Source organism: Yinghuangia sp. YIM S09857 (assembly GCF_051388915.1).
Classification (GTDB): domain Bacteria; phylum Actinomycetota; class Actinomycetes; order Streptomycetales; family Streptomycetaceae; genus Yinghuangia.
The window spans coordinates 135,762-162,299 of the sequence record NZ_JBPKBH010000022.1 but is presented as its reverse complement, the minus strand read 5'-3'; the positions used below and the strand labels follow the sequence as shown (position 1 = coordinate 162,299).

Sequence of the window (26,538 nt, the reverse complement as noted above, 5' to 3'; positions counted from 1 at the left end):
GCTCTCCATGATGGACATCCTCTCGAGGGCGCGTGCCCTTCATCCAAGGTGTCCGTCAAAGTGGATCAAGCCCACGGTCAGGTGACGACTGAACTGGCGTCGCCCACCCGCCACCGAAACCACGGCGGCCTCCACCGCGTCCGACGCGCCCCTTGATGCGATACGCGTAGTCGGCCTCCCGCACCAGCAGAGCTGCCCCTCGCAGGCAGCAGGCGAGGGGATCGCCGACGCGTTCGGCGAGTGGGATTCCGACCCTCCGCAACCTGTTCTCGTCCACAGATAGGCCGCACACGCCGAACAACGCGCGTGTTCCGCGGGGACAAGATGAGAGGTCCCGGCATTGCGGACAGCAAGCGAGGGAAGGAAACGAAACAGCCTCTGACCGCGAACACGCTGGTCAGAGGCTGTTTCGTGAGGGTGGCGGGTGCAGGGTTCGAACCTGCGTAGGCATCAGCCGACAGATTTACAGTCTGCTCCCTTTGGCCGCTCGGGCAACCCGCCGGGATGTCGTCTTGTGGGGCGACGGGGATAACAATAGCGGACGGTGTGGGGTGGTCCGCCACTCGGTTGTTCGGGGTGGGGGCGGCGTGGGGGCGGGGCGGCGGTGGGCTGGATACGCTGGGGAGTCGTGTGTCCGCCAGGTGCGGGGCCGTAGGGGTCCGGCGGTGGGTGCGGGCGGGACTCCGATCTCACAGAAAGCGATGCTGACCCTTGGCTGACTCCTCTTTCGACATCGTGTCCAAGGTCGACCGCCAGGAGGTCGACAACGCGCTCAACCAGGCCGCGAAGGAGATCTCGCAGCGGTTCGACTTCAAGAACGTCGGGGCGCACATCGGCTGGTCGGGTGAGCAGATCGAGATGCGCGCCAACACCGAGGAGCGCGTGAACGCGATCCTGGATGTGTTCCAGTCGAAGCTGATCAAGCGGGGCATCTCGCTGAAGGCGTTCGAAGCGGGCGAGCCGAAGCTCTCCGGCAAGGAGTACAAGATCTCCGGGGCGATGCAGGAAGGCATCTCCCAGGAGAACGCGAAGAAGGTGTCCAAGATCATCCGGGACGAGGGGCCGAAGAGCATCAAGGCCCAGATCCAGGGCGACGAGCTGCGCGTCAGCTCGAAGAGCCGGGACGACCTCCAGGAGGTCATCGCGCTGCTCAAGGGCAAGGACCTGGACTTCGCCGTTCAGTTTGTGAACTACCGGTAGTCGGCGGGTTTTGCGGCGGGGCTTCGGGTGCGTTGGCGACCCGGGGCCCCGCCGGCGTGTCGGGGCGACCCGGGGCCCCGCCGGTGCGTCGGGGCGACCCGGGCTTGGCGGTGTGTCAGGGGTGGGACGCGGGCTCTCGGGCGGCCACCGGGTCGCGGAGGTCTTCGCCGGAGAGGACGGCGGCGGTGCGGGCGGGGACGAGGGCCTCGTCCAGGCGTCCGGTGAAGCCGTCGTAGAGGACGCGCAGGGCGCCCTCGTAGGCGAAGGGGACGAGGCGCTGCCCGGTCGCGAGCAGGGTCTGGGCGGTCTGGAAGGTCTCCAGGAACAGCGCCCGGAAGCGGGCCACGCGGCTGCCGGGGGTGACGGGCCAGCGCGCGATGACGGTGCGGTAGGCGTCCTCGTACCGCCCGAGTTCGTCGAGGTGCGCGCAGGTGCGGCCGGTCACCGTGACGTCGCCGGGCACGCGGTGGAAGACCACGCCGGGCTGCGGGCAGCGCTCGAAGCACCAGCCGCGGTCGTGGATCAGCCGCAGCCACAGCGACCAGTCGACCAGCACCGGCAGTTCGGGGTCGAAGCGGAACCAGGACGCCGGGCCGTGCACCGCCGGGTTGCGGCACACCACGGCCGACGTGGGGATGAAGTTGGCGACGGCGAGGATGCCGGGGTCGTACGCGAAGTCGTAGCGGTACGGCGACACCTCCGGCATCTCCCCCGGCACGCACCGCGCGTCGGTGAGGACGCAGTCCGCGTACATCACGTCGGCGCCGGACGCCTCCAGCGCGGTGAGGGCGCGGGCGAGGTGTCCGGGGAGGTAGAGGTCGTCGTCGTCCAGGAAGGCGACGAAGCGGCCTGAGGCGACCTCCAGGCCCGCGTTGCGCGCCGCCGCCTGGCCGCGGGGCTTCGGGTGCGAGAGCAGGCGTACGGTCACCCCCGGCACGCCCAGCGGGAGCGCGCCCGCGATGTCCCCGCCGCCGTCGTTGACGACGACGATCTCGATGCCGTCGACTCCGTCGCCGTGCTGGAGCGCGACGCTGCGCAGCGCGTCGGCCAAGGGGCCCGGGCGGTCCCGGGTGGGGACGATGACGCTCACCGTTGCCGGCACGGTGCACCTCCGCGGAGTCGGCTTCCCCGTGGCTGGGATCCGCGTACGAGCGGGATACCCGGAATATCGGCTCGTTGCCGGTACGAATTCAGCGCGCGGGGGTCGGGTTCACTCGGAAGGCACGGGGCTGCACTCCCAGGGGTTACGGCGGCGGGGAATCGGACGGGCGTGATCGAGATCGGGGACAGGACGTCGGGATCAGGGTCGGTGGGCGAGTTGGGCGGGCGAGTTGGGGCGGGCCAGTTCGGCACGCGGTCAGGTGTACGGGGCCGGGCGGGACGAACCCGCCGCGCTCCAGCCGTAGTAGCTCTGGTCGTCGGTCGAGACGATGTCGCGGCCCAGCGGCGTCAGCGAGATGGGGATCAGCTTGAAGCTCGCGATGCCGAGCGGGATGCCGATGATCGTGACGCACATGAGCAGCCCGAAGACGAGGTGCCCGAGCGCGAGCCACCACCCGAAGAGCACGATCCAGAGGATGTTGCCGAGCATCGAGCCGATCCCGGCGGACGGCTTCCACACGATGGTCCGGCCGAAGGGCCAGAGGGTGTACGCCGCCATCCGGAACGCCGCGATGCCGAACGGGATGGTGATGACCAGGAAGAACAGCAGGAAGCAGGCGATGCCGGCGACGACGTAGCCGATCGCCATCCACAACCCGCACAGCACGAGCCAGATGATGTTGAGCAGGGTCTTCATGCGCCAACAATCCCCCAAATGCCGGGGAACTACCCTGCTTCGCGATGTTTGGCGATGAAGTGTCGCGATTGGGAGGGGGGGGAGGGACCGGAAGGGCGCGGGAGAGGAGGGCCCGGTAGCTGGAGGGGAGGCGCGGGAGGTTGCCATGCGAGCCGGAGCTGCGGGAGGCGGGGCGAGGCGGGCGGGCATGAGCAGGCAACGGCGCGGGCGCAGGGAGCCGGAAGCCACGTGAGCGTTCAAGTGGTCAAGCGGTCGGGCTCCAGCGCGAGAGCGCGAGAGCGCGAGAGGCATGGGAGCGCGGAAGCGCGGAAGCGCGGAAGCGCGGAAGCGCGGAAGCGCGGCCGGCGCCAGAGCGCGAGAACCGCGAAGGCACGAGAGCGCAAGAGGCACGAGAGCGCGGTGCGAACGCGCGAGAGGCACGGGAGCGCGAGTGCGCGAGAGGCACGACAGCACGAGGGACGCGGGAGCGCGGCGCGACGAGAGGCGCGACAGCGCGCAAGGCAAAGTGCCGGGAGGGGACAGCCGCTCCCTCGGCCGACGCCTGATCTGCGGCCGGTCCGTGGTCGCCGTCAGGCCCCCCTCAGCGCCCTGCCATCGCCTCCAGCCGACGGATTCGCTCGGCCATCGGAGGGTGGGTGGAGAACATTTTCGACATCCCCTGCCCGGGGCGGAAGGGGTTGGCGATCATGAGGGAGCTGGTCGCCTCCAGGCGCGGTTCGGCGGGCAGCGGCTTCTGCTGCGTGCCCATCTCCAGCTTGCGCAGGGCGCTCGCGAGGGCGAGCGGGTCGCCGGTGAGTTGCGCGCCGGACGCGTCCGCCTGGTACTCGCGGCTGCGGCTGATGGCGAGTTGGATCAGCGAGGCCGCGACCGGACCGAGGATCATCATGAAGAGCATGCCGAACAGGCCCGGACCGTCGTCGTCGTTGCGGCCGATCGGGATCAGCCACGCGAAGTTGGCCAGGAACATGATCACGCTCGCCAGCGCGCCCGCGACCGACGAGATCAGGATGTCGCGGTTGTAGACGTGCGCCAGCTCGTGGCCCAGGACGCCGCGCAGCTCGCGCTCGTCGAGGATGCGGAGGATCCCCGTCGTACAGCACACCGCCGCGTTGCGTGGGTTGCGGCCGGTGGCGAAAGCATTCGGCGCCTCGGTGGGCGAGATGTACAGCCGCGGCATCGGCTGCCGGGCCTGCGTGGAGAGCTCCCGCACGATGCGGTACAGCTCCGGGTTCTCGGCCTCGCTGACCGGCCGGGCGCGCATCGAGCGCAGGGCGATCTTGTCGCTGTTGAAGTACGCGTACCCGTTGGTCAGCAGCGCCACCACCAGGCCGATGATGAGGCCGGTCCTGCCGAAGAAGCTGCCGATGAGCAGGATGAGCGCGGACATGCCGCCGAGCAGGACGGCGGTCTTCAGTCCGTTGTGCTGGCGGTGCACGGCAGGTCCTCTCGGTACGAGGGGAAGCGGGGGCGGTTTGTCCCTGATCAACGTAGGAACAAAACGCATGGTTCCCCCACAGAGCCGACGTCACGCCTCTCCGCACGGGGAACCGCCGGATGTCAGCCCAGCAGCCCCGGCACCGTCAGCACCCGCAGGACGATCTGCGGCGCCACCGAAAGTGCCACCCCGAGCCCGAACGCGAGTGCGATCGCCAACGCGAACGGTGCCGGTACGCGCAACGAGCCGGCCGCCCCCAGGGTTCCCCCGGTGGTCGTGACAGGTCCGGCGGCCACGGTCGACCCAGCTGTCGCGGTCGTCCCGGCGACCGCGGAACCGCCGCCCGACATCGCCGAGCCCGCGCCAGGCACCCCCGAGCCGCCGCCGGAGACCGCCGCGCCCACCCCCGGCGACACCCCCGACACCCCCGGCATCGCCGGCGCGAACAGCAGCGCCGTCCACACCAGGTAGTAGTACAGCCCGATCACGACGTTGACCGCCATCACCACGGCCAGCCACCCCGTGCCGCCGGCGACCACCGCCTGGAACACCGTCACCTTCGCGAACAGCCCCATCAGCCCCGGCGGCAGCCCCGCCAGGCACAGCAGGAAGAACGCCATGGCCAGCGCCAGCGCGGGCCGTGCCCGCACCAGCGCCCGGTAGTCCGTCACCAGCCCGGTCGGCCGGTCCCGGCCGACCGCCGTCACCACCGCGAAGGCCCCGAGGTTCATGACGGCGTACACCGCGAGGTACGCCACCGACGCCGACAGCCGCTCCGCCAGCTCGGCCCCGTCCCCCGCCGCCGTGCCGAACGGCACCAGCACGTACCCCGACTGCGCGATCGACGACCACGCCAGCAGCCGTACGGCGTCCCCGGACCCCGTCGCGACCCGCACCGCCACCACGTTGCCGACGGTCATCGTCAGCGCGGCCAGCACCGCCAACGCCGGGCCCCACACGTGCGCGTACGGCCGCAGCGCGATCCCGGCGACCAGCAGCAGCCCCGCGAAGCCCGCCGTCTTCGACACCACCGACAGGAACGCCGCGACCGGCACCGGCGCACCCCGGTAGGTGTCCGGCACCCAGAAGTGGAACGGCACCGCGGCCACCTTGAACGCGAACCCGGCCAGCGTCAGCGCCGCGCCCGTGGCGGCGACCGTCTTCAGCTGTGGGTCCAAGGTCGCCAACCCCGCCGCGACGCGGTCGAGGTGTACGGCCCCGGTCGCCCCGTACAGCAGGCTGATGCCGAAGAGCAGCACCGCGGTCGAGGCCACCGACAGCAGGAAGTACTTGAGTGCGGCCTCGCCGCCGCGCCCGTCGCGGCGCAGGCCGACCAGGGCGAACGCCGGGAGCGACATGGTCTCCAGCGCCACCACCAGCGTCACCAGGTCGCGCGCGGCGGCCAGCGTCACGGCCCCGGCGACCGAGGCGAGCAGCAGGAAGTGGTACTCGCCCCCGGGCACGCCGGAGTCCTCGTGGCGGTCGTCCGCCCACGGGCGCGGCGCGGTCATCGGCATCGACAGCAGCACGACGACGGCCGCCGAGGCGATCAGGACGAGTTGCAGGACGAGGGTGAAGTCGGAGGCGACGTATGAGCACGCCGGGGCCTCTCCCGCCACCGGATCCCCCGGCACGCAGAACGTCGACCTGGTGCCGCCGTCGCGCAACGGGAGCAGCAGCAGGAGCGCCGCGGCCAGGCCCGCCAGCGAGATCCACGCCAGCCACACCTTGCGCGGCCCGGTCAGGAAGAGGTCGGCCAGCAGCACCGCCAGGGCGGCGGCGGCAAGGGCGAGCGGCGGGGCGATCGCGACCCAGTCGATGTCCTGGACGAGGGACACGGCACCGTGCGAGGACGCGACGTCGACCGCGGCGGTCATGCCCCACCTCCGAGAAGTGCGCGGACGGCCGGATCCGTCACCGCGAGGACCGAGGCGGGCCAAAGACCCGCCACCACCGTCAGAACCACCAGCGGGCCCCACGCGGCGACTTCGACGCGGCCGACGTCGGGCAGCGGCTCGACCCGGGCCACCGCCTCACGCCCGCCCCCCTGCGCACGAGCGCCGTCCAGGCGACCGCCGTCCGCGCGACCGGAGTCCCCACGACCGGAGTCCATGCGGCCGTCGTCCAGGCTCGCCCCCAGCCCCGGGCCCATGCAGACCGTCCGCACGATGCCGAGCATGTACGCCGCCGTCAGCACCGTCCCCGCCCCCGCCGCCGCCAGCAGCACCAGGTACAGCGGGCGGCTGAGCCCCGAAGCCGGGTGGTACGCCCCGTACATCGCCAGAAGCTCGCCCCAGAACCCCGCCAACCCCGGCAGCCCGAGCCCCGCGACCGCCCCGAAGGCGACAAGGCCGCCGAGCCGCGGCGCCCGCGCGTACAGGCTGCCGCCGATGCGTCCGAGCAGGGCCGTGCCGCTGCGCTCCTTGACCGCGCCGGCCAGGAAGAACAGCAGGCCGGTGATGAGCCCGTGCCCGATGTTGACGAACAGTGCGCCGTTGATGCCCTGCGGCGTGAGCGTCGCGATGCCCAGCAGCGCGAAGCCCATGTGGCCGACCGAGGAGTACGCGATGATCCGCTTCAGGTCGCCGTCCGGGTCGCGCAACAGCGCGAGGCAGACGAGCGACCCGTACACGATCCCGACCGTCCCGAACGCCGCCAGATAGGGCGCGAACACCTCGGCGCCCTCCGGGAGTACGGGCACCGCGATGCGGACCAGCCCGTATGTCCCCATCTTCAGCAGCACACCCGCCAGCAGCACCGAGCCGCCCGTGGGGGCGGCCGTGTGTGCGTCCGGCAGCCAGGTGTGCAGCGGCCACATCGGCACCTTGACCGCGAGGCCCAGGGCGATGGCGAGGAACGCGGTGATCTGCACCCCGCGAGACATGCCGTCGCCACTGCCGACCGTCAGCTGCGTGATGTCGAACGTCCCGGTGTGCGCCTGCACCAGCAGGAAGCCGAGCAGCATCACGGCCGAGCCGAGCAGCGTGTAGAGGATGAACTTGAAGGCGGCGGGGCCGCGTTCGCCCGGTGTCCCCCAGCGTGCGATGAGGAAGTACATCGGGATCAGCACGACCTCGAAGAACAGGAAGAACAGGATCAGGTCGAGCGCCGCGAAGGTGCCGAGCACGCCGCATTCGAGGACCAGCACGAGTGCGGTGTACGCCCGCGCGCTGCCGCCCGGCGGAATTGTCCCCAGGCTGTGGACGGCGACCAGGAACGTCAGCAGCGCCGTGAGCACCAGCAGCGGCAGCGAGATCCCGTCGATGCCGACGTGGAAGTGCAGCCCGAGGGAGGACGCCCACACGCGGTCCGTCGTGAACTGCATCGTCCGCGCGTCGTCGCGGTCGAAGGCGAACGCGAGGACGACCGCGAGCACGAGCACCGCGCCGCTGACCCCGACGCCGACCAGGCGCGCGGAGCGTTCGTCCACAGGCCGCGCCACCAGCAGCGCCGCGCCCAGCAGCGGCAGACCGATCAACACCAGCAGCACGACGTTCACGCGTTCACCGCCACGGCCACCGCGAGGACCACGAAGCCCGCCAGGAGCCCGGCCAAGTACACCTGCACGTTTCCGTTCTGACTGCGTCTCAGGCCGCCGCCGGCGAGCCAGGTGCCCTGCGCCGCGCCGCGCACGTAGCCGTCGACGACGGTGTCGTCCACGAGGCGCGTCAGGCGCGCGAGCACGCGGACCGGACGGACCACGACCGCGTCGTACAGCCGGTCGACGTCGAAGCCGCGTTCCGCCGGGCCGCGCAACGGGCCGAGTGCGCGCGCCGGGTCGGCGGCGGGATCGCGGCGCCACAACGCGTACACCGCACCGGCGCCGAGGGCGAGCAGCGCCACGGCGCCGAGCGAGGTGCCGAGGCGGGGGGCGAGGTCGTAGTACGCGTGGTTCTGCACGAGGCGTCCGGCGTCCGCGGCCGCGGTGTCGTACGGCCGCCCGTCGGCGTCGCCCAGCCAGGACGTCAGCCACGAGTTCGGGAGGCCGATGAGGCCGAGCAGCACGGTCGGTACGGCGAGGACCACGAGCGGCCAGGTCATGGCGGCGGGGACACGGCCGGTGTGCTTGTCCTCGTCCCGCGTCGACCCCGCCGTGACCGGGTGTTCCGCCCCGAAGAACACCCGCAGCCACACGCGCGTCGCGTACGCCGCGGTCAGTCCCGCCGTCAGCAGCGCCGCGACCAGCACCAGCCACCCCGCGGCCGCCGGGGGCCCGCCGTGCCCCGCGTCCAGCGCGGTGTGCTCGGCGGCCGACAGCACCGCCTCCTTGCTGAAGAAGCCGGACAGCGGCGGGACTCCGACCAGCGCGGCGAGCCCGGCGGTCATCGTCCAGAACACCAGCGGCGCGCGGTGCCGCAGGCCGCCCATGGCGCTGATGCGCCCGCTCGCCGCCACGTGGATCACCACGCCCGCGGCGAGGAACAGCAGGGCCTTGAACGCGCCGTGCGTGAGCAGGTGGAACACCGCCGCGTCACGCCCGCCCACCGCGAGACCGCCGGTCATGTACGCGAGTTGGCTCACCGTCGACCACGCCAGCACCCGCTTGAGGTCGTCCTGCGCGAACGCCGCCAGCGCCGACCCGGCCATCGTCACCGCCGCGATCACCGCCAGCACCAGCAGCGTCGTCTCGGAGGCCAGGAAGACCGGGTAGAGCCGGGCCACCACATACGCACCGGCCGCGACCATCGTGGCGGCGTGGATCAACGCGCTGACCGGCGTGGGACCGGCCATCGCGTCCGGCAGCCAGGTCTGGAGCGGCACTTGCGCCGACTTGCCCGCGACGCCGCCGAGCATCAGCAGCGTCCCGGCGGTGACCCACCCGGCCCCCGACGACGGCACGTTGTCGACGATCTCGCCGATGCGGAACGAGCCGCTGCCCGCGCCGATCACCAGGATGCCGATCAGGAACGGCACGTCGCCGAGCTTGGTGACGAGGAACGCCTTGACCGACGCTGCCCGCGCGACCTCCGTCTCCCAGTAGTGGCCGATCAGGAAGTACGAGCAGACGCCCATGACCTCCCAGCCGACCAGCAGCACGATCAGGTCGCCGGTGTAGACGACCAGCAGCATGGCGGCGCTGAAGAGGGAGACGAGCGCGGCGTACGACGAATACCGCGGGTCCTTGCGGAGGTACGCCGCCGAATAGACCTGCACGAGCGTCGCCACCGTCGCGACCATCACCGCGACCAGCGACGACAGGCCGTCGACGCGCATCGTCAGCCCGATGTCCAGCGCGCCGGTCGGCGTCAGTTCGACGCCGTCCTCGGTCACGCCCCCGGATCCGTGCCGCACCGCGACCCAGAAGCCCAGGGCGGCGGCGACCGCGAGCGGGACGACGGCCAGCAGGCGCGCGGCGACCGGGCTCTTGCGGCCCACGGCGAGGCCGAGGATCGCGGCGCAGAACGGGAGGGCGGCGGCCAGGCCCGCGGCCGTGGTCATGCCGACTCGCTTCCGCCGCCGCGTACCGGCTGCGCGCCGGGAGCGGGACGGCTGGGTGAGGGGACCGCGCCGGGCTCGCCGAGCTCGCGGAGTTCCGATACGTCCGATGTGGCCCGGTTGCGGAACACCATCAGGACGATCGCCAGCCCGAGGCCGATCTCGGCGGCGGCGATGGTGATCACGAACAGCGTGAGCGCCTGGCCGGCGTGCAGGGTGTCGCGCAGCCACATGTCGAACGCGACCAGGTTGATGTTGACCGCGTTGAGCATGAGCTCGACGGACATGAGGACGAGGATCGCGTTGCGGCGCGCGAGGACGCCGTACAGCCCGATGCAGAAGAGCAGGACGGCGAGGACGAGCGGGTAGACGAGGTGCACCGGCTCACCGCCCCCTTCCGGTGGTTCCGGTGGTTCCGGTGGTTCCGGTGTGTCCGTGGCCGGAGGCCTTGCCGCTGGTCTCGCGGGCCCGGGACAGGATGATCGCCCCGATCAGGGCCGCCAGCAGCAGCACTGACAGCACCTCGAAAGGCAGCACCCACGCCCGGAAGAGGCTCTCGCCGGTCACCCGCGCGGACCCGTCGTCGGTCTCGCCGAGGTCGAGGTACGCGGCGTGGAACGCGTCCACCACGACGGTCAGCAGCGTCGCCGCGGCGCCGACCGCGACGACCAGGGCGGGCCGACGGGAGGCGGAGTCGAGCTCGCTCGAACGTCCGATCGGGGCGCGGGTCAGCATCAGCCCGAACAGCAGCAGTACGACGACCGCGCCGATGTAGATGAGCACTTGCACCCAGGCGATGAACTCGGCGGTGAGCAGCAGGTACTCGGCGGCGAGGCCGCCGAGTGTCACGACGAGCCACAGCGCGGCGTGCACGATCTGACGCGTCGTCACCACGAGCAGGGCCGAGCCCAGGACCACGAGGCCGATGAGCACGAACGCGATCTCGGCACCGGTCGGCGACAGGAAGCCGGGGCCGCCGTCCCCGGAGAGGTCGCCCGCGGCCGACACCGCGGCCCAGGCGCTCATTCGGCGTCTCCGGGTTCGGAGGTCGGTTTGGGAGTCGACTCGGGAGTGGATCCGGAGGCGGGCTTGCCGGGGGGCCGCTCACCGGCGGGCTCCGCGGGAGGCTCGGTCGGAGGCCGCTCACCGCCGGGCCTCGCGGGAGGCTCGGTCGGAGGCCGCTCACCGGCGGGCTTCGCGGCGGGCTCGGCGCGGGACTCAGCGGCGGGCCGGGCGGCCGTCCGGGCCTTGTCGGCCGCGCGGCGGGCCATCGTGAACTCCTTGGGCTCCTCAGCCCGCTCGTCGAGGGCGGGCGGTGCCGGCACGGTCCACATCCACGCGCGCAGCGTGTCCTTCTCGTGCGTAAGCGCCTGGATGTCCTCGGTCGCGTACTCGAACTCCGGGGACCAGAACAGCGCGTCGAACGGGCAGACCTCGACGCAGATCCCGCAGTACATGCACAGCGCGAAGTCGATCGCGAACCGGTCGAGCACGTTGCGCGTGCGGTCGCGCGCACCGGGCTCGCGGGCCGGGACGACCTCCTTGTGCGAGTCGATGTAGATGCACCAGTCCGGGCATTCGCGCGCGCACAGCATGCAGACCGTGCAGTTCTCCTCGAACAGCGCGATGACCCCGCGCGAGCGCGGCGGCAGGTCGGGCATCACCTCGGGATAGCCCTGGGTCACCGCGCGCTTGGTCATCGTCCTGAGCGTCACGGCCAGTCCCTTGGCGAGCCCGGCGCCGGGGATCCTGCTCCTGCCGGTACGTTCGCTCCTGCTCATGCGGTCGCCACCCTCACGACTCCGGTCAGCACCAGTTGGGCGAGGGCCAGCGGGATGAGCACCGTCCAGGCGAGCTTCTGCAACTGGTCCTCACGCAGGCGGGGGTAGCTGACGCGCAGCCAGATGACGACGAATGCGAGCAGCCCGGTCTTGAGCAGCGTCCACAGCCAGCCGACGTCGCCGGACCAGGGCCCGTGCCAACCGCCGAGGAACAGCACGGTGGTGAGGGCGCAGAGGACGAGGATCCCGGCGTACTCGGCGAGCAGGAACAGCGCGAACCGCAGGCCGGTGTACTCGGTGTAGGCGCCGAAGATGATCTCCGAGTCGGCCACCGGCATGTCGAACGGCGGCCGCTGCAACTCGGCGAGTCCCGCGGTGAAGAACACCACCGCGCCGACGGCCTGCCACGGCAGCCACCACCACTCCCACTCGCCGAGGATGCCGGTGAGGGAGAGCGTTCCGGCGGCCATCGCGACGGAGGCGGCGGCCAGCAGCATGGGCAGTTCGTACGCCATCAGCTGCGCGGCGGTCCGGAGCGATCCGAGCAGCGAGAACTTGTTCGCGGACGCCCACCCGCCCATGAGCGCGCCGAGCACCCCGACACCCATGACCGCGAGCACGAAGAACACCCCGGCGTCGATGCTGCGCCCGACGAGGTCGCCGGGCCCCAGCGGGATCGCGATGAGCACGACGAGGTACGGGACGAGCGCGATCGCGGGCGCGAGCCGGAACACCCGCCGATCGGCCCCGGCCGGAACGACGTCCTCCTTCTGCGCGAACTTCACCCCGTCGGCGACCAGTTGCGCCCAGCCGTGGAACGCGCCCGCGTAGATCGGCCCGACGCGGGCCTGCATGTGTCCCATGACCTTGTGCTCGGTCTGACCGATGAGGAGCGGGAGGAGAAGGAAGCAGAGGAGAACGAGGAGAAGGCGGATGACGACCTCGAAGAGGGTCACGCGTCCTCCTGGGGAGGGGTGTCGGCGGGCGGGGCCTGCTTGCGGGGGCGGGGTTCGTCGCTGGTCCCGGTCGCCGGGGGCTGTCCGGCAGGCTCGGTCGCCTGTTTCGGCCCGCTCTCGGGCGCCCGCTCGGCCGACCCTCCCGACCCTCCCGACCCTCCCGACCCTTCCGGCCCTTCCGGCCCTTCGGACGGCGGCGGTTGTTGGCTTGCCGAGCCCTGGGAGGCGCTGCGGTTTCGGCGGGGGCGGTCGGGGCGTGCCGGGCGGTCGCCCGGGGTGCGGCCCGCGCGGCCTGCCCGGGGTTCGGGACGGGGCGGGGTCTCCTCCGCCGTCGTCCGGCCTGCGTTCGGGCCCCATTCGTTGGGGTCGGGAACGCCCGGGGGCAGTATCCGGCGGCGGCCCGGGGCGCGGGTCGTGCCCTCGTGGGTGTCGGACTCGCCCGGTTCCTTCGCGCCGGGCCAGGCCTTGGCGACGCGCGAGGCGAGCACGAAGTCCTTGCGCAGCGGGTGTCCCTCGAAGCCGTCCGGGAGGAGCAGCGGTTCGGGGTGCGGGTGGTCGTCGAAGACCAGGCCGAACATCTCGGCGGTCTCGCGCTCGTGCCACACCGCCCCCGCGTACACCCCCGTCGCCGTCGGCAGGTGCGCCGCGTCGCGCGGGACGCGGGTGCGCAGCAGCAGCCTCGGCCCCGGTGCCGCGCACACGTGGACGACGACCGAGAAGCCCTCGTCGGTCTCGTCGACGGCACTGAGCCAGTCGAAGTACGTCAGGCCCAGCACATCTCGCGCCGCCGTCAGCGCGTCCGTCCACCGCTCGGCCGGGACGTCGGCGGTCGCGAGCCCGTACGCGTCGGACACCGCGACGTCGCCCAGCGCGTCGCGGATCTCCTCGGGTGTCACACCGCACCGCCCGGCGCCGGGCCCTCGGGCGGAGCCACCGGCGGGCGGCGCAGCGCAGCCGCCCCCGGCGTGCCGGAGCCGTTGCCGTAGCGGTCGGCCAGCGACTCGCCGCCGATCTTCTCCTGGAGCTTGAGGATCCCCTGCAACAGCGCCTCGGGCCGCGGCGGACACCCCGGCACGTACACGTCGACCGGGATGATCTGGTCCACGCCCTTGGTGACGCTGTACGAATCCCAGTACGGCCCGCCGCAGTTGGCGCACGAGCCGAACGAGATCACGTACTTCGGCTCCGGCATCTGCTCGTACAGCCGCTTGATCGCCGGGGCCATCTTGTCCGTGACCGTCCCCGACACGATCATCAGGTCGGCCTGCCGCGGACCGGGCGCGAACGGGATCACGCCCAGTCGGATGAAGTCGTGCTTCGCCATCGACGTCGCGATGAACTCGATGGCGCAGCAAGCGAGTCCGAAGTTGAAGACCCAGAGGGAGTAGCGGCGGCCCCAGTTGAGCAGCAGCCGTACGGGATCGGGGGCCAGCCGCGAGAGCGGGCCGAGCGTGGGGGCCGGGAGACTCACCGGGCCGCCGCCGGAGGGGCGGCGCGTCACGTCCACGTCAGTACGCCCTTCCGCCACGCGTACAGCAGCCCGACGGCGAGGAAGCCGACGAACACGAACATCTCGACGAGCGTGGTCGCGCCGAAGCCCGGATCGGCGAACACCGTGGCCCACGGAAACAGGTAGATGGCGTCGACCGCGAAGATCACGTAGAGGTACGCGTAGATGTAATACCGCACGTGCGTCTGCGCCCAGCCCTCGCCGACCGGGTCGACGCCGCACTCGTAGGCCGTCAGCTTCTCGACGGACGGGGCGTTCGGGCGCAGCAGCCGGTTGGCGGTGAACGCGGCGGCGACGAAGCCCGCGCCGACCAGCAGGACCAGCCCGACGAGCGCGTACGTACTGAAGTAGCCGTGTTCGGTCACCCTGGTACGTCCTCTCGCTGCCCTTCTGTTGCCCCTGTGGCACGGGAGTCTAGGGGGATTGGCCCCGTACTGTCCGCACCCTCCATCCCAGTACTCTGCCGCGCCGCGGCCGGTCGGGGTAGGCCCCGGAGGCGGCCGGGGTAGGGACAGCCCTACTACGAAGACACCGACGTGCGCCATGGGAGCGGCGGTTGTCGGCGGCGACAGTGGTACTGCAAGGATCGAGACCGGACCACCCGAGCGAGGACCGCACAGATGTCGACAGCAGGAATCACCGTGCCCGGCGCGGAGCCCCGCGTGCCGGTGTCCCGTCCGAGCTTCTGGCGCGCGCCGATCAGCGCCCGCACGTGGGGCGAGACCATGCACCTCACGCTGAACTTCTTCGTGGGCTTGCTGGGGTTCATCTACGTCACGGTCTTCATCGTGCTGGGCATTGGCCTGACCCCGCTGTTCCTGATGGGGCTGCCGCTGATCGCCGGGGTCGTGGTGTCGTGCCGCGGCTGGGGTTCGATGGAGCGCGGCCGGGCCCGGTTGCTGATGGACGAGGTGGTCCGCAAGCCGGCGAGGTTCCGGCAGAAGACGCCGGGGTTCACCGGCTGGGTCAAGAGCGGCTGCGCGGACGGTACGGGCTGGCGCGGCGCGCTGTACCTGTTCCTGATGCTGCCGTGGGGCATCTTCACGTTCACGATGGCGATCACGCTGTGGTCGGCGACGCTGGTGACGCTCACGTACCCGTTCACGCAGCCGCTGTTCCGGCTCGCGGACCAGCCGGGGGCGCAGATCACCGGGGACGGGCCGAAGGCGCCGGGCGACGACTTCTACCTGACCGGGCCGCTGTGGGTGACCGCGACGGTGCTGGTCGGCGTGGTGCTGCTGTTCCTGACGCCGCAGCTCATCCGCGGACTTGCGGCGGTGGACCGGGCGATGGTGCGCGGTCTGCTCGGCCCGGCGTTCCTGTCCAAGCAGGTGGAGGAGCTGACGGTGAGCCGGGCGGCGTCGGTGGACACGGCCGCGTCCGACATGCGGCGCATCGAGCGGGACCTGCACGACGGCGCGCAGGCGCGGCTGGTGTCGCTGGCGATGGACCTGGGGCTGGCGAAGGAGAAGATGAACTCCGACCCGGAGTCCGCGCAGCGGATGGTGGTCGACGCGCACAACGAGGTGAAGCTGGCGCTGCGCGAACTGCGGGACCTGGCCCGGGGCATCCACCCGGCGGTGCTGACCGACCGCGGCCTGGACGCGGCGCTGTCGGCGGTCGCGGCGAAGTGCACGGTGCCGGTGGCCGTGACGGTCGACCTGCCGCGGCGCGCAAGCGCACCCGTCGAACAGGTGGCGTACTACACGGTGAGCGAACTGCTCACCAACGTCTCCAAGCACAGCGGCGCCAAGGTGGCGTCGGTGACGGTACGCGCCGACGGCGACCGCATCGTCGCGGTGGTCGCCGACGACGGCCGAGGCGGCGCCAACCCCGCCCACGGCACCGGCCTCGCCGGCCTCATGGAACGCGTCCGAGGCGTGGACGGCACCCTCAAAGTCGAAAGCCCCGAGGGCAAGGGCACGACAGTGACCCTGACCCTCCCCTACTGATCCCCCGACGATCCCCACCGCAGCTCGCCCGGTGGGGGTCAGTCGTGCGCCGGAGCACGGCAAAGATCGGCCAGGCTCGGCCGCGTATCGGCAGCCCAAGTCGCAGGGACAAAGCAGCGCGGCCCGCCCCGCGGGGCCGGTCGGCACGGACCAGTCGGCATAGACTCCCCGCCGAACACCAGCCGTCGGTACACCCCCAGCGCACCCCGGCACCTGCCCGCCCGCCCGCGGCGCGAAAGGAGGACCTGGGCACAACCTCTCCACGCTTCCCGTCGACTTCGGGGATTGGTCGTCGGCGACCGGTCAGGTCGGTCGTCTGCCGTGCTTGGTCGTTGTTGCCGCGCACCGTCCGCGGCGCGGATCTGCATGGCGCGCCCGTTCCCGGCGTAGCCGGCACGCAAAACCCACTGTGGGCACATTCACCACGCTCGCACTCCCCACCCGCCTCTCGCCCACCACCCGGCGGATCGGCGGGGATTGGACACGGATCACCCGCTCGGCGCGACACCCCCCCACCCCGCGCGCCCTCGGCGCGAAAAGGTCGACCTGGGCACAACTCCCAGGCCCACTCTTCCCGTCGACTGCGAAAGGGGTGGCCGTCGGTGCCGGGTGGGGTCGGGGGTGCTCGGTGCGGCGCCTTCGGGACTGCGGGAATCGGCTAGTGGGGTTGGGGGGTGTGCTCGGGAGGGGGTTTCATCCGGGAGACTGTGGGGGCCGGGGCGATTGGTTCCGGGTGTCGGGATGGAGGCTGGGAGCGCCGTGCGCGTCGTGATCGCTGAGGATTCCGTACTGCTGCGGGACGGGCTGAACCGACTTCTGGTGGACCGGGGGCACGAGGTCGTGGCCGCGGTGGACGACGCCGAGCAGTTGCTCGCGGTGGCCGCGGAGTTGCGGCCGGATGTGTGCGTGGTCGACGTACGGATGCCCCCGACGTTCACGGACGAGGGCATTCGGGCGGCTGTCCGGATGCGGCAGCAGTTGCCCGAGGTCGGGGTGCTCATCCTGTCCCAGGCCGTCGAGGAGCAGTACGCGACGGAGCTGTTGGCCGGGAGCACCAGCGGGGTGGGCTACCTGCTCAAGGACCGGGTCGCCGACGTGGGCGATTTCGTGGACGCCGTGGTGCGGGTCGCCAAGGGCGGAACCGCGCTGGACCCCGAGGTCGTCTCCCAGTTGTTGGGTCGGAGCCGCAAGCAGAACGTGCTGGTGACCCTGACGCCGAGGGAGCGGGAGGTGCTGGGCTACATGGCCGAGGGACGCACCAACACCGCCATCGCGCAGGCCATGGTCGTCTCCGACGGAGCAGTCGAAAAACACGTCAGCAACATCTTCGGAAAGCTCGGGCTGGCACCCAGTGAGACCGATCACAGAAGGGTCCTGGCGGTACTCGCCTATCTCGGATCCTGACACTCTGGTGAACGGATTACTGGACCCATGCCATCATCCCCGCGATCGGAGGCTGAGCTGTCGTGGGCCCGGTTCCATCCAAGAAAACGGACAAAATCCGACATATTGGGTGATATTCCGCATCGAATCGCTCCCGTGCACCACCCGGGGTCCGCTCAGGCCCCTTCTTGTACAGCCGTACGATGAAACTGCGACATCCGCGCGGTGCGCGGACGACTCTGCCGCAGCGCCGAGGAGGTCCTAAAAAGTGACCAAACAGGTCAAGCAGATCGACCGGGTAGTCATCCGGTTCGCGGGCGATTCCGGTGACGGAATGCAGTTGACCGGAGACCGTTTCACCTCCGAAACGGCGAGCTTCGGCAACGACCTGTCGACTCTGCCCAATTTCCCCGCCGAGATCCGCGCCCCCGCCGGAACCCTGCCGGGTGTCTCCAGCTTCCAACTCCACTTCGCCGACCACGACATCCTGACGCCGGGCGACGCCCCGACGGTCCTCGTCGCGATGAACCCCGCCGCCCTCAAGGCCAACATCCGCGACCTGCCGCGCGGTGCGGAGATCATCGTCAACACCGACGAGTTCACCAAGCGCGCGATGGCCAAGGTCGGATACGCGACGAACCCGCTCGAAGACGGCTCGCTCGACGCGTACAACATCCACGCCGTGCCGCTCACGACCCTCACGGTCGACGCCCTCGCCGAGTTCGACATCTCGAAGAAGGACGCCGAGCGCGCCAAGAACATGTTCGCGCTCGGCCTGCTCTCGTGGCTGTACCACCGGCCGACCGAGGCGACCGTCGCCTTCCTCAAGAAGAAGTTCGCCAAGCTGCCGGTCATCGCCGAGGCCAACGTCGCGGCGTTCAAGGCCGGCTGGAACTTCGGCGAGACCACCGAGGGCTTCGCGGTCTCGTACGAGATCGCCCCCGCGAAGCTGCCGTCCGGCACGTACCGCAACATCACCGGCAACCTGGCGCTGTCGTACGGCCTGGTCGCCGCCGGGCAGCGCGCCGAACTGCCGGTGTACCTGGGGTCGTACCCGATCACCCCGGCCTCGGACATCCTGCACGAGCTGGCCAAGCACAAGAACTTCAACGTGCGGACCTTCCAGGCCGAGGACGAGATCGCCGGCATCGGCGCCGCCCTCGGCGCGTCGTTCGGCGGCGCGCTCGGCGTCACCACGACGTCCGGCCCCGGTGTCGCCCTCAAGTCGGAGGCGATCGGCCTCGCGGTGTCGCTCGAACTGCCGCTGCTGATCGTCGACGTGCAGCGCGGCGGCCCCTCGACCGGCCTGCCCACCAAGACCGAGCAGTCCGACCTGCTCCAGGCGATGTTCGGCCGCAACGGCGAGGCCCCCGTGCCGATCGTCGCGCCGCGCACCGCCGGGGACTGCTTCGACGCCGCGATCGAGGCGGCCCGGATCGCGCTGAAGTACCGCACGCCGGTCTTCCTGCTGTCCGACGGCTACCTCGCGAACGGCTCCGAGCCGTGGCGCATCCCGGCCGTCGACGACCTGCCGGACCTGCGCGTCGAGTTCGCCACCGAGCCGAACCACGAGTTGGAGGACGGCAGCAAGGTCTTCTGGCCGTACAAGCGCGACCCCGAGACGCTGGCGCGCCCGTGGGCCGTCCCCGGCACCGCCGGGCTCGAACACCGCATCGGCGGCATCGAGAAGGCCGACGGCAGCGGCACCATCAACTACGAGCCCGCCAACCACGACTTCATGGTCCGCATCCGGCAGGCCAAGGTCGACGGCATCGCGAAGGACATCGAGCCGCTGTGGCTCGACGACCCGACCGACGACGCCAAGGTGCTGGTCGTCGGATGGGGTTCCACGTACGGCCCGATCGCGGCCGGCGTGCGGCGCGTGCGCAGCCAGGGCGGCAAGGTCGCCCAGGCGCACTTCCGCCACCTGAACCCCTTCCCGGCGAACACCGCCGAGGTGCTCAAGAAGTACGACAAGGTGATCGTCCCCGAGATGAACCTGGGGCAGCTCGCACTGCTGCTGCGCGGGAAGTACCTCGTCGACGCCATCGCGTACAACCAGGTCCGCGGCCTCCCGTTCAAGGCCGAGGAACTGGCCCACGTGATCCAGGAGGTCATCGAAAGTGTCTGAGGCCAACGGCCACGGGGGCGGCTTCCCGTCGCTGACCCTGGTCCCCAAGACCGACACCAAGCAGTCCATGAAGGACTTCAAGTCCGACCAGGAAGTGCGCTGGTGCCCCGGTTGCGGTGACTACGCGATCCTCGCGGCGGTGCAGGGCTTCCTGCCCGAGCTCCAGCTCCGCAAGGAGAACATCGTGTGGATCTCGGGCATCGGCTGCTCCAGCCGGTTCCCGTACTACATGAACACGTTCGGCATGCACTCGATCCACGGGCGCGCCCCGGCGATCGCGACCGGCCTGGCGACGTCCCGGCAGGATCTGAGCGTGTGGGTCGTCACCGGCGACGGCGACGCGCTGTCCATCGGCGGCAACCACCTGATCCACGCGCTGCGCCGCAACGTCAACCTCAAGATCCTGCTGTTCAACAACCGGATCTACGGGCTGACCAAGGGCCAGTACTCGCCGACCTCCGAGTCCGGCAAGATCACCAAGTCCACGCCGCTCGGCTCGCTGGACCACCCGTTCAACCCGATCAGCGTCGCGATCGGCGCCGAGGCGACGTTCGTCGCGCGCACCATCGACTCCGACCGCAAGCACCTCACCTCGGTGCTGCGCGAGGCGGCGGCGCACCCGGGCACCGCGCTGGTGGAGATCTACCAGAACTGCAACATCTTCAACGACGGCGCGTTCGAGCAGCTCAAGGACCCGGACCTGCGGGACGACGTCACCATCCGGCTGGAGCACGGGCAGCCGATCAAGTTCGGCAAGGACCTCCAGTTCGGAGTCGTGCGCGGGGCGGCCGGCTCGCTGGACGTCGCCGAGGTCGCGAAGGTCGGCGAGGACGCGCTCGTGGTGCACGACGCGCACGCCGAGAATCCGGAACTCGCCTTCGCACTCTCCCGGCTGGGCGACCTGACGAGCAACCACCACACCCCGATCGGCGTGTTCCGCAACGTGGAGCGCCCGGTGTACGACACCCTGATGGCCGAGCAGCTCGCCGCCGACACCGCCGCGCGCGGCAGCGGCGACCTCGCCTCGCTCATCGCGGGCAACGACACCTGGACCATTTCCTGACGGTCCGTCATAGTGCGGTACGAGGCCCCGGCATCCTTCGCCGGGGCCTCGTCCGTTACCGCCGCTTCCGCCGCCGCCTCCGCCGCCGATTGCCGCAACCCGCCCCGCCCGGCGCCGCCGTGCGCCTACCGTGGTGGGGGTGACCACGACTCACGACACGGACGCCCGCGTCCGCACCGAGGCGATCCGCCGGTGGGAGATCCGCGACATCCCGCCGGACTGCTACCACGAGATCGCGGCACTGGCCGCCCGGTTGTTCGCGGTGCCGTACAGCGTCGTCACGGTCATCGACGAGAACGACATCTGGTTCCACGGACGCCACGGCCTCGACCTGCCCGGCGTGTCGATCGAACCCGGGCTGTGCCACACCGTCGTCTCCACCGGCAGGCCGCACGGCCTGGCGGACGCGTCCCTCGACCCCGTCGCGCGCACGAACCCGCTGGTCGCCGGGGAGTTCGGACTGCGCTTCTACCTCGGCGTACCGCTGCACACCGCGGACGGCCACAACGTCGGCTCGCTCGCCGTCTTCGACCAGGCCCCGCGGCCGGTGCCGTACGAGAGCGTCGACGTCCTGGAGGGCCTGGCGGGCCTGGTGGTACGCGAGGCCGAACTCCGCCTCGCCGCCCGGGCCGCGGTCGCCCGCGAGCGCGAGGAACGCCTCGCCGCCGTCGACCGCACCGCCGACCTGGAGAACGCCCTCGGCACGCACGGCGTCATCGGGCAGGCGATGGGCATCCTGATGGCGCAGCGCCGCATCGACTCGCAGGCGGCCTTCGGCGCGCTGCGCCGGGTCTCGCAGCACCGCAACGTGAGACTCGCCGACGTGGCGAGCAAGTTGGTGGCCGACGTGGAACGCCAGTTGCGCGGGTGAGCACTGGCGCCGGGTCGGCGGGCGCGCGCATCCCCGGCAAGGCCGGACGGCTCACCCCACACCGCGCACCTGAGGCCGAGTCGTCCGGGCACGCGTACCGCGACACGGCCGGACGCCTCAGACCACGCCCCGCACCCGGCTGCGCACCACCGCGGCGACCCACTCGCTCAGCAGTTCGTCGAGGTCGGACGCCGGGGACAGCGGCCCCGGCACGGTCGAGTAGACGACGACGGCGAGACTGAACCGCGGGCGGCGCAGTGCCGCCGCCGCGCACGAGCGCACCCCGCGAACCCGCAGTTCGCGGGCCGCCTCGGGCCAGCGCGCCTCCCGTTCCAGGTCCGGCAGTTGCACCATGCCGCCGCTGCGCAGCACCGCGGCCACCGGCCCCGGCCGGCTGTCGTGCGCGCCCACCGCCTGACTGAGCCCGACGTCGGTGGACACCTCGGCCAGCAGCGCGTCCTCGCGCCAGAAGGCCAGGGTCACGTCGCACGCCCCCGCGACGGCCCGCAAGGCCAACTCCCCGACGGCCGCCAGGAGATCGGCGGCGTCCAGGGTCCGCGGGCGCCGGTCGCGCACCGGGTAGGCGATCACCGCGTCCCGTCCGAGGTCGAACGGACGTGTGGAGAACGCGTCGGTGCCGGACGGACCGGATCGGAACGGGTCGGATGTCATGACCCCACCTAGGGAGAGTGGGCAACGCCGTGGGCCGGAGCGCCGCCACCCCGACGGGCCGTGACGGTGGCACCGGTTGCGGCTGACTGTCCAACCGGTTCAAGCCTACGACTTCGCGGCCGACCCGGCGTGGTTTGCGCGGCAGTTCGGCCGCAACAGTGCGCAGGGGGCCGACGGCCGGGCACCCTCAGCAGGTGACATCGCGGTCCGCCATCCGCGCCCACGCCGCGGCGCCGAAGACGAGCGTGTATGCCGCCTGGAGTTCGAGGTTGCGCACCACCCCGTCCGTCACGACCGGTTCGCGCAGCAGGTCGCCGTACGACATCCACTGGTCCAGGAACAGCCACGGGTGCAGCGCGTGGAACTGCGGGATCGCGGACAGGATGGACGCCACGATCACCAGGCCCACGGTCGTCGCCATCGCGGCCACCGGCACGCCGGTCAGCGTCGACACGAACAGCCCGATCGCCGCGATGCCGAGCAGCGACACCGCGACCGCCGCGGCGATCAGCAGCGCGCGGACCAGGGCCTCGGTCATGGGGATGCTGTCGCCGTTGAGCAGCGGTACGTCGCCCATCGGGAACAGCACCGCGCCGACCGCGAGCGCGGACAGCGCCACGGTGAACGTCGCGGCGAAGCAAAACGCCACCAGGCCCGCGTACTTGACCAGCAGCAGCCGGATGCGGCCGGCCGGGGCGACCAGCAGGTAGCGCAGCGTCCCGCCGCTCGCCTCGCCCGCGATCGCGTCGCCCGCGACGACGCCGACGGTCATCGGCAGGAAGAACGGCAGGGTCGCGGCGAGCGACGCGAAGACCAGGAACAGGCCGTTGTTGGTGACCTGCGAGACGAACTCCAGGCCCTCGTCGCCGCCGCCGCCCCCGCCGTCGGTGAAGTACCGCAGCGCGACGCCGAGGAGGACCGGCACGACGGCGAGGAACCCGAGCATCGCGTACGTGCGCGGGCGCCGGAACACCAGCCGCATTTCACTGGCCAGCAGCCCGCGGGCGCGCGGCAGCGGTACGGCGAACCCGGCACGCCCGCGGGCCGCCCGCGTCCCCGCCGCCGCGGTCCCGCCCGCGGTCTTGTCTTCGGTCTTGTCTTCGGTTTTGTCTGCTGTGGTGTCTTCGGTCTTGTCTTCGGCGTTGTCCGGTGCCCGTCCGGCGCCCGGCAGCGCTACCGCCTCAGTCTTCGACATCGAAGCCCTCCCCGGTGAGTGCCACGAACGCGTCCTCCAGGGACCCGCCCGTGGTGGTGAACGACCGCACCCGCACATCCGCCCGGACCAGCGCGGCGCACGCCACGTCCGGTGCCACGTCGCCGAGTTCGGCCTCGACGCCGGTGGCGGTGGTGGTCACCGAGCCGGCTTTGAGGTCGGCGAGGACCACGGCGGCGCGGCCCGCGTCCGGGGTCTCCACGACGAGGCGCCCGCGTACCGCCGAGCGCAGGTCGTCCACGGTCCCCTGGGTGACCAGGCGGCCGCGCGCCATGACCGCGGCGTGCGTGCAGACCTGCTCGATCTCGTCGAGGAGGTGGGACGACAGGAAGACCGTGGTGCCGTCCGCCGCCAGCGTGCGGATGAGCGCGCGGATCTCGCGCATGCCCTGCGGGTCGAGGCCGTTGGTCGGCTCATCCAGGACGAGCAGGTCGCGCGGGCGCAGCAGGGCCGAGGCGATGCCGAGCCGCTGCTTCATGCCCAGCGAGTACGCGCGGGCCTTGCGGTTGCCGACCGCCGCCAGGCCGACCCGGGCCAGCGCCTCGTCGATGCGCTCGCGCCGAGTGCCCGGGTCGGCGGTGCGGTCGGCGGCGTCCAGGCGCGCGAGGTTCTCGCGGCCGGTCATGAAGCCGTAGTGGGCGGGGCCCTCGATGAGGGCGCCGACGCGCGGCAGGACCGCGTCCGCCACCTTGGGCATCGCGCCGCCGAGGACGGTCGCGGTGCCCGCGGTGGGCGAGATGAGGCCCATCAGCATGCGGATGGTGGTGGTCTTGCCGGAGCCGTTGGGGCCGAGGAAGCCGAACACGGATCCGGCGGGGACCACCAGGTCGAGGCCGTCCACGGCGAGCCGGTCCCGGCCGTACGCCTTGGACAGCCCCCGGGTGACGACGACGGGCTCCCCCTCCCCGTCCCGGAACCGCGGGGCGTCGGCGGCGTGGGCGGTGCCCGGGCCTCGGCCGGGAGTCCGGACCGCCGTGGACGCGCTCATCGGGCCGCCGTGCTCTCCGCCGCGGCCTTCTGGAGCGTCGGGCCGTCGACCGCGCCGACGAAGACCCGGCCGTCGTCGGTGACCAGGGCGTTCACCAGCCTGGTGCCGAAGAGCGTGCCGCCGTCGACCTTGGTGCCCAGCTTGCCGAGGAGTTCGGCGGCGAGGTCGTCGCCCTTGCCCTTGTCGCCGTCGCCGCCGTCCTTGTCGCCCTTGTCGCCGTCGTCCTTCGGCTTGTCGGCGCCCGGGAGGGACAGCCCGTCGGGAAGCCGCATCTCGACGACGGTGCTCCAGCCCTCGCCGTGCACCTTCGGGTCCGCGCCGGTGAAGCCGCCGGTCAGCTTGCCCAGGTCGAGGCCGAGGGCGCCCGCCGAGTTCTTCGCGTCCGGGGCGTCCTTCTTGTTGGTCTCCTCGACCTTCGCGCCGGACGGCGGCTTGAAGTCGAACGTGTCGGCGGACGGCTTCTTGAACGACACGTCGGTGAACCCGACGTCGATGGCGGGCTTGCCGCCCTTCGCGGTGTCCACCACGACGCGCAGCGGTACGCCCGTCTCCGCGTCGACCGACACCGTCGCCCCGCCGATCAGGCTGCCGGGCTGCGCGGGGGCGATGCGGAGCTGGTGGGCGTCCCGTCCGGCGACCTTGTCGGTGCCGGCCACGGTGACCGACGTGCCCGGTCCGACGACGGCGAGCAACTGCTTGGCGGCCTCCTGCGGGGTGACCGCGAGGCCGGTGGGCGGCGTGCTCTTCGGGTCGGACGCGGCGCCCTCGGGCAGCGTGGTGTGGGTGGCCTTGTTGCTGCGGCTGTCGTACGTCCACAGGTCGCGGCCGTTGTGGATGACGTTGTACTCGGCGAGTTCGGCCTGGATGCCGATGCGCTGGCGGTCAGGGCCGTCGACCGCGACGCGCACGGTGTGGGTGCCGGACAGCAGCGCGGTGGGGTCGGCGTCGCGGTTGCCGCCGAGGTTGGGGATGCCGAGGTCGGTGGTGATGCGTACCGAGCCCGACAGGGCCTCCGGCTTCGCGCCGGCGATCTTCGCGACCACCTCCTCGGCGGTCAGGTTCGGGAGGTTCGGATCGGAGTCGTCGGCGAAGGCGCTGGGGCCGTACGCGATGGCGCCGGCGGCGAGCGCGGCGATCCCGAGCGGAAGCGCGACCTTGCCTGCGGTTCGCAGGGCAGCGGGCATGGTGGTGCCTTTCGATGGCTGGCTGGCGGCCGTGGCCGGGGTGGCCGGACGGCCGGTGTATCCAGGGGAACACCGGGGGCGGGGGCCTGGCATCGCCCGATGGCCGCACCGGGGAGTACGCCTTGGGGAGCAGTTGCCGTGCCGCCGACCTACCTGACGACTACTCAACGGTCGTCCCAGGCAGGGGACATCGATCAACCGCCCGGGTGTGTCGGCTGTGCGGACCGCAACCGGGGGTGTCACGGAAACTCCCTGCCAAGGATTGTCTTCTTCGGGATCATCCTGTTGTAGATACTCCCGCGCTAGACTGGCCGTATGGCTACCAAGGCGAAGACCACGACGCACAACGCCAAGCGGGCCGCGGCGGAGCGGCGGGCGCCGGACCTGACCTTCCTGCTGTCGCACGCGGGGCACGTCCTGGCGACCGAGCTGACCGCGCGGCTCGCCGAGATCGACCTGTCGCCGCGCGGGCAGTGCGTCCTCGTGCACGCGCTGGAGGGCGAGATGACGCAGATCCAGCTCGCGGAGATCAGCGCGCTCGACAAGACGACGATGGTGCTGACCGTCGACGACCTGGAGAAGAAGGGGCTCGCGGAGCGCCGCCCCTCCCCGACGGACCGGCGGGCGCGGATCATCGCGGTGACCGACGACGGGCACGCGAAGGCGATCGAGGGACGCAAGGTGGTGGACGCGGTGCACAACGACGTGCTGGCGGCGATCCCGGCCGACGAGCGGGAGGCGTTCGTACGCAACCTCGAACTCCTGGTCGGCGGGCGGCTGTCGACGCCGGTCGAGGCCGGCCGCCCGGTGCGGCGGGGCGGCCACACCGGCAGTCAGGTGTGACCTGCCGCCGCTGACCTGCCGCCCCTGGCCGCCGCCCCCGACCCGGCGGCGCTGACCGGCGCCCCCGATCCACCGTCCCGACCGACCTGCCGCCGCGCACATCCGAGAGCGCCGCCGGAGCC

General features: G+C 71.6%; 24 protein-coding genes and 1 tRNA gene. 7 read left to right on the top strand and 18 right to left on the bottom strand.

Going from position 1 to position 26,538, the window contains the following annotated elements; all coding sequences use genetic code 11:
• Positions 1-418 precede the first annotated feature (418 nt).
• Positions 419-501, bottom strand: a tRNA-Tyr gene (locus ACRX5S_RS34040).
• Positions 502-711: 210 nt separating this feature from the next.
• Here ACRX5S_RS34040 and ACRX5S_RS34035 point away from each other — a divergent pair.
• Entirely contained in the window at positions 712-1,200 is a 489-nt protein-coding gene (locus tag ACRX5S_RS34035) for a YajQ family cyclic di-GMP-binding protein (RefSeq protein WP_436777056.1), read from the top strand.
• 115 nt (positions 1,201-1,315) lie between these two features.
• On the opposite strand, the gene ACRX5S_RS34030 is transcribed toward ACRX5S_RS34035, so the two are convergent.
• From ACRX5S_RS34030 to ACRX5S_RS33970, 13 genes are all read right to left on the bottom strand, one after another.
• Entirely contained in the window at positions 1,316-2,302 is a 987-nt protein-coding gene (locus ACRX5S_RS34030) for a glycosyltransferase family 2 protein (protein ID WP_436777055.1), read from the bottom strand.
• Positions 2,303-2,557: 255 nt separating this feature from the next.
• Positions 2,558-2,998, bottom strand: a complete 441-nt coding sequence (locus tag ACRX5S_RS34025; RefSeq protein ID WP_436777054.1) for a YccF domain-containing protein — start codon at positions 2,996-2,998, stop codon at positions 2,558-2,560.
• 580 nt (positions 2,999-3,578) lie between these two features.
• Positions 3,579-4,433 carry a zinc metalloprotease HtpX gene (gene htpX / locus ACRX5S_RS34020; protein ID WP_436777053.1) on the bottom strand — a complete coding sequence of 285 codons (855 nt, stop codon included), beginning with the start codon at positions 4,431-4,433 and terminating at the stop codon, positions 3,579-3,581.
• 122 nt (positions 4,434-4,555) lie between these two features.
• Positions 4,556-6,310, bottom strand: coding sequence for an NADH-quinone oxidoreductase subunit N (locus ACRX5S_RS34015; protein ID WP_436777052.1), 1,755 nt, complete (start codon positions 6,308-6,310; stop codon positions 4,556-4,558).
• Entirely contained in the window at positions 6,307-7,932 is a 1,626-nt protein-coding gene (locus ACRX5S_RS34010) for a complex I subunit 4 family protein (RefSeq protein ID WP_436777051.1), read from the bottom strand. Before ACRX5S_RS34010 ends, ACRX5S_RS34015 begins: the two co-directional genes overlap by 4 nt.
• Positions 7,929-9,872 (bottom strand): NADH-quinone oxidoreductase subunit 5 family protein, encoded by a 1,944-nt coding sequence (locus ACRX5S_RS34005; protein WP_436777050.1) that lies wholly within the window; start codon positions 9,870-9,872, stop codon positions 7,929-7,931. Before ACRX5S_RS34005 ends, ACRX5S_RS34010 begins: the two co-directional genes overlap by 4 nt.
• Positions 9,869-10,249, bottom strand: a complete 381-nt coding sequence (gene nuoK, locus ACRX5S_RS34000) for an NADH-quinone oxidoreductase subunit NuoK (RefSeq protein ID WP_436777049.1) — start codon at positions 10,247-10,249, stop codon at positions 9,869-9,871. The genes ACRX5S_RS34005 and nuoK overlap by 4 nt, the downstream gene beginning before the upstream one ends.
• 4 nt (positions 10,250-10,253) lie before the next feature.
• On the bottom strand, positions 10,254-10,895 hold the full coding sequence (locus ACRX5S_RS33995) for an NADH-quinone oxidoreductase subunit J family protein (RefSeq protein WP_436777048.1): 642 nt from the start codon (positions 10,893-10,895) through the stop codon (positions 10,254-10,256).
• Positions 10,892-11,650, bottom strand: a complete 759-nt coding sequence (locus ACRX5S_RS33990) for a 4Fe-4S binding protein (RefSeq protein WP_436777047.1) — start codon at positions 11,648-11,650, stop codon at positions 10,892-10,894. Before ACRX5S_RS33990 ends, ACRX5S_RS33995 begins: the two co-directional genes overlap by 4 nt.
• Positions 11,647-12,606 (bottom strand): complex I subunit 1/NuoH family protein, encoded by a 960-nt coding sequence (locus ACRX5S_RS33985; protein ID WP_436777046.1) that lies wholly within the window; start codon positions 12,604-12,606, stop codon positions 11,647-11,649. Before ACRX5S_RS33985 ends, ACRX5S_RS33990 begins: the two co-directional genes overlap by 4 nt.
• Positions 12,603-13,502 carry an NADH-quinone oxidoreductase subunit C gene (locus ACRX5S_RS33980; RefSeq protein WP_436777045.1) on the bottom strand — a complete coding sequence of 300 codons (900 nt, stop codon included), beginning with the start codon at positions 13,500-13,502 and terminating at the stop codon, positions 12,603-12,605. The genes ACRX5S_RS33985 and ACRX5S_RS33980 overlap by 4 nt, the downstream gene beginning before the upstream one ends.
• On the bottom strand, positions 13,499-14,113 hold the full coding sequence (locus ACRX5S_RS33975; RefSeq protein WP_436777044.1) for an NADH-quinone oxidoreductase subunit B: 615 nt from the start codon (positions 14,111-14,113) through the stop codon (positions 13,499-13,501). Before ACRX5S_RS33975 ends, ACRX5S_RS33980 begins: the two co-directional genes overlap by 4 nt.
• On the bottom strand, positions 14,104-14,481 hold the full coding sequence (locus ACRX5S_RS33970; protein ID WP_436777043.1) for an NADH-quinone oxidoreductase subunit A: 378 nt from the start codon (positions 14,479-14,481) through the stop codon (positions 14,104-14,106). Before ACRX5S_RS33970 ends, ACRX5S_RS33975 begins: the two co-directional genes overlap by 10 nt.
• A 255-nt stretch (positions 14,482-14,736) precedes the next feature.
• Here ACRX5S_RS33970 and ACRX5S_RS33965 point away from each other — a divergent pair, with 255 nt between their 5' ends.
• The 5 genes from ACRX5S_RS33965 to ACRX5S_RS33945 all read left to right on the top strand — a co-directional run bounded on the left by ACRX5S_RS33965 (position 14,737) and on the right by ACRX5S_RS33945 (position 21,516).
• Positions 14,737-16,068 carry a sensor histidine kinase gene (locus tag ACRX5S_RS33965; protein ID WP_436777042.1) on the top strand — a complete coding sequence of 444 codons (1,332 nt, stop codon included), beginning with the start codon at positions 14,737-14,739 and terminating at the stop codon, positions 16,066-16,068.
• 759 nt (positions 16,069-16,827) lie between these two features.
• Entirely contained in the window at positions 16,828-17,472 is a 645-nt protein-coding gene (locus ACRX5S_RS33960) for a response regulator transcription factor (protein WP_436777065.1), read from the top strand.
• Positions 17,473-17,719: 247 nt separating this feature from the next.
• Entirely contained in the window at positions 17,720-19,582 is a 1,863-nt protein-coding gene (locus ACRX5S_RS33955) for a 2-oxoacid:acceptor oxidoreductase subunit alpha (protein WP_436777041.1), read from the top strand.
• Between the two features lie 67 nt (positions 19,583-19,649).
• Positions 19,650-20,645, top strand: coding sequence for a 2-oxoacid:ferredoxin oxidoreductase subunit beta (locus ACRX5S_RS33950; RefSeq protein ID WP_436777064.1), 996 nt, complete (start codon positions 19,650-19,652; stop codon positions 20,643-20,645).
• A gap of 139 nt (positions 20,646-20,784) precedes the next feature.
• Positions 20,785-21,516, top strand: a complete 732-nt coding sequence (locus ACRX5S_RS33945) for a GAF and ANTAR domain-containing protein (protein ID WP_436777040.1) — start codon at positions 20,785-20,787, stop codon at positions 21,514-21,516.
• Positions 21,517-21,633: 117 nt separating this feature from the next.
• Here ACRX5S_RS33945 and ACRX5S_RS33940 read toward each other — a convergent pair whose 3' ends face one another.
• The 4 genes from ACRX5S_RS33940 to ACRX5S_RS33925 all read right to left on the bottom strand — a co-directional run bounded on the left by ACRX5S_RS33940 (position 21,634) and on the right by ACRX5S_RS33925 (position 25,573).
• Positions 21,634-22,188 carry a hypothetical protein gene (locus tag ACRX5S_RS33940; protein ID WP_436777039.1) on the bottom strand — a complete coding sequence of 185 codons (555 nt, stop codon included), beginning with the start codon at positions 22,186-22,188 and terminating at the stop codon, positions 21,634-21,636.
• 187 nt (positions 22,189-22,375) lie between these two features.
• The gene (locus tag ACRX5S_RS33935; RefSeq protein WP_436777038.1) at positions 22,376-23,383 is read right to left on the bottom strand and encodes an ABC transporter permease; all 1,008 of its coding nucleotides are present in this window, start codon (positions 23,381-23,383) and stop codon (positions 22,376-22,378) included.
• Entirely contained in the window at positions 23,370-24,389 is a 1,020-nt protein-coding gene (locus ACRX5S_RS33930; protein ID WP_436777037.1) for an ATP-binding cassette domain-containing protein, read from the bottom strand. The genes ACRX5S_RS33935 and ACRX5S_RS33930 overlap by 14 nt, the downstream gene beginning before the upstream one ends.
• Positions 24,386-25,573, bottom strand: a complete 1,188-nt coding sequence (locus ACRX5S_RS33925) for a LolA family protein (protein ID WP_436777036.1) — start codon at positions 25,571-25,573, stop codon at positions 24,386-24,388. The genes ACRX5S_RS33930 and ACRX5S_RS33925 overlap by 4 nt, the downstream gene beginning before the upstream one ends.
• Before the next feature lie 315 nt (positions 25,574-25,888).
• Between ACRX5S_RS33925 and ACRX5S_RS33920 the strand changes: the two genes are divergently transcribed.
• Positions 25,889-26,416 carry a MarR family winged helix-turn-helix transcriptional regulator gene (locus tag ACRX5S_RS33920; RefSeq protein ID WP_436777035.1) on the top strand — a complete coding sequence of 176 codons (528 nt, stop codon included), beginning with the start codon at positions 25,889-25,891 and terminating at the stop codon, positions 26,414-26,416.
• Positions 26,417-26,538: the final 122 nt, after the last annotated feature.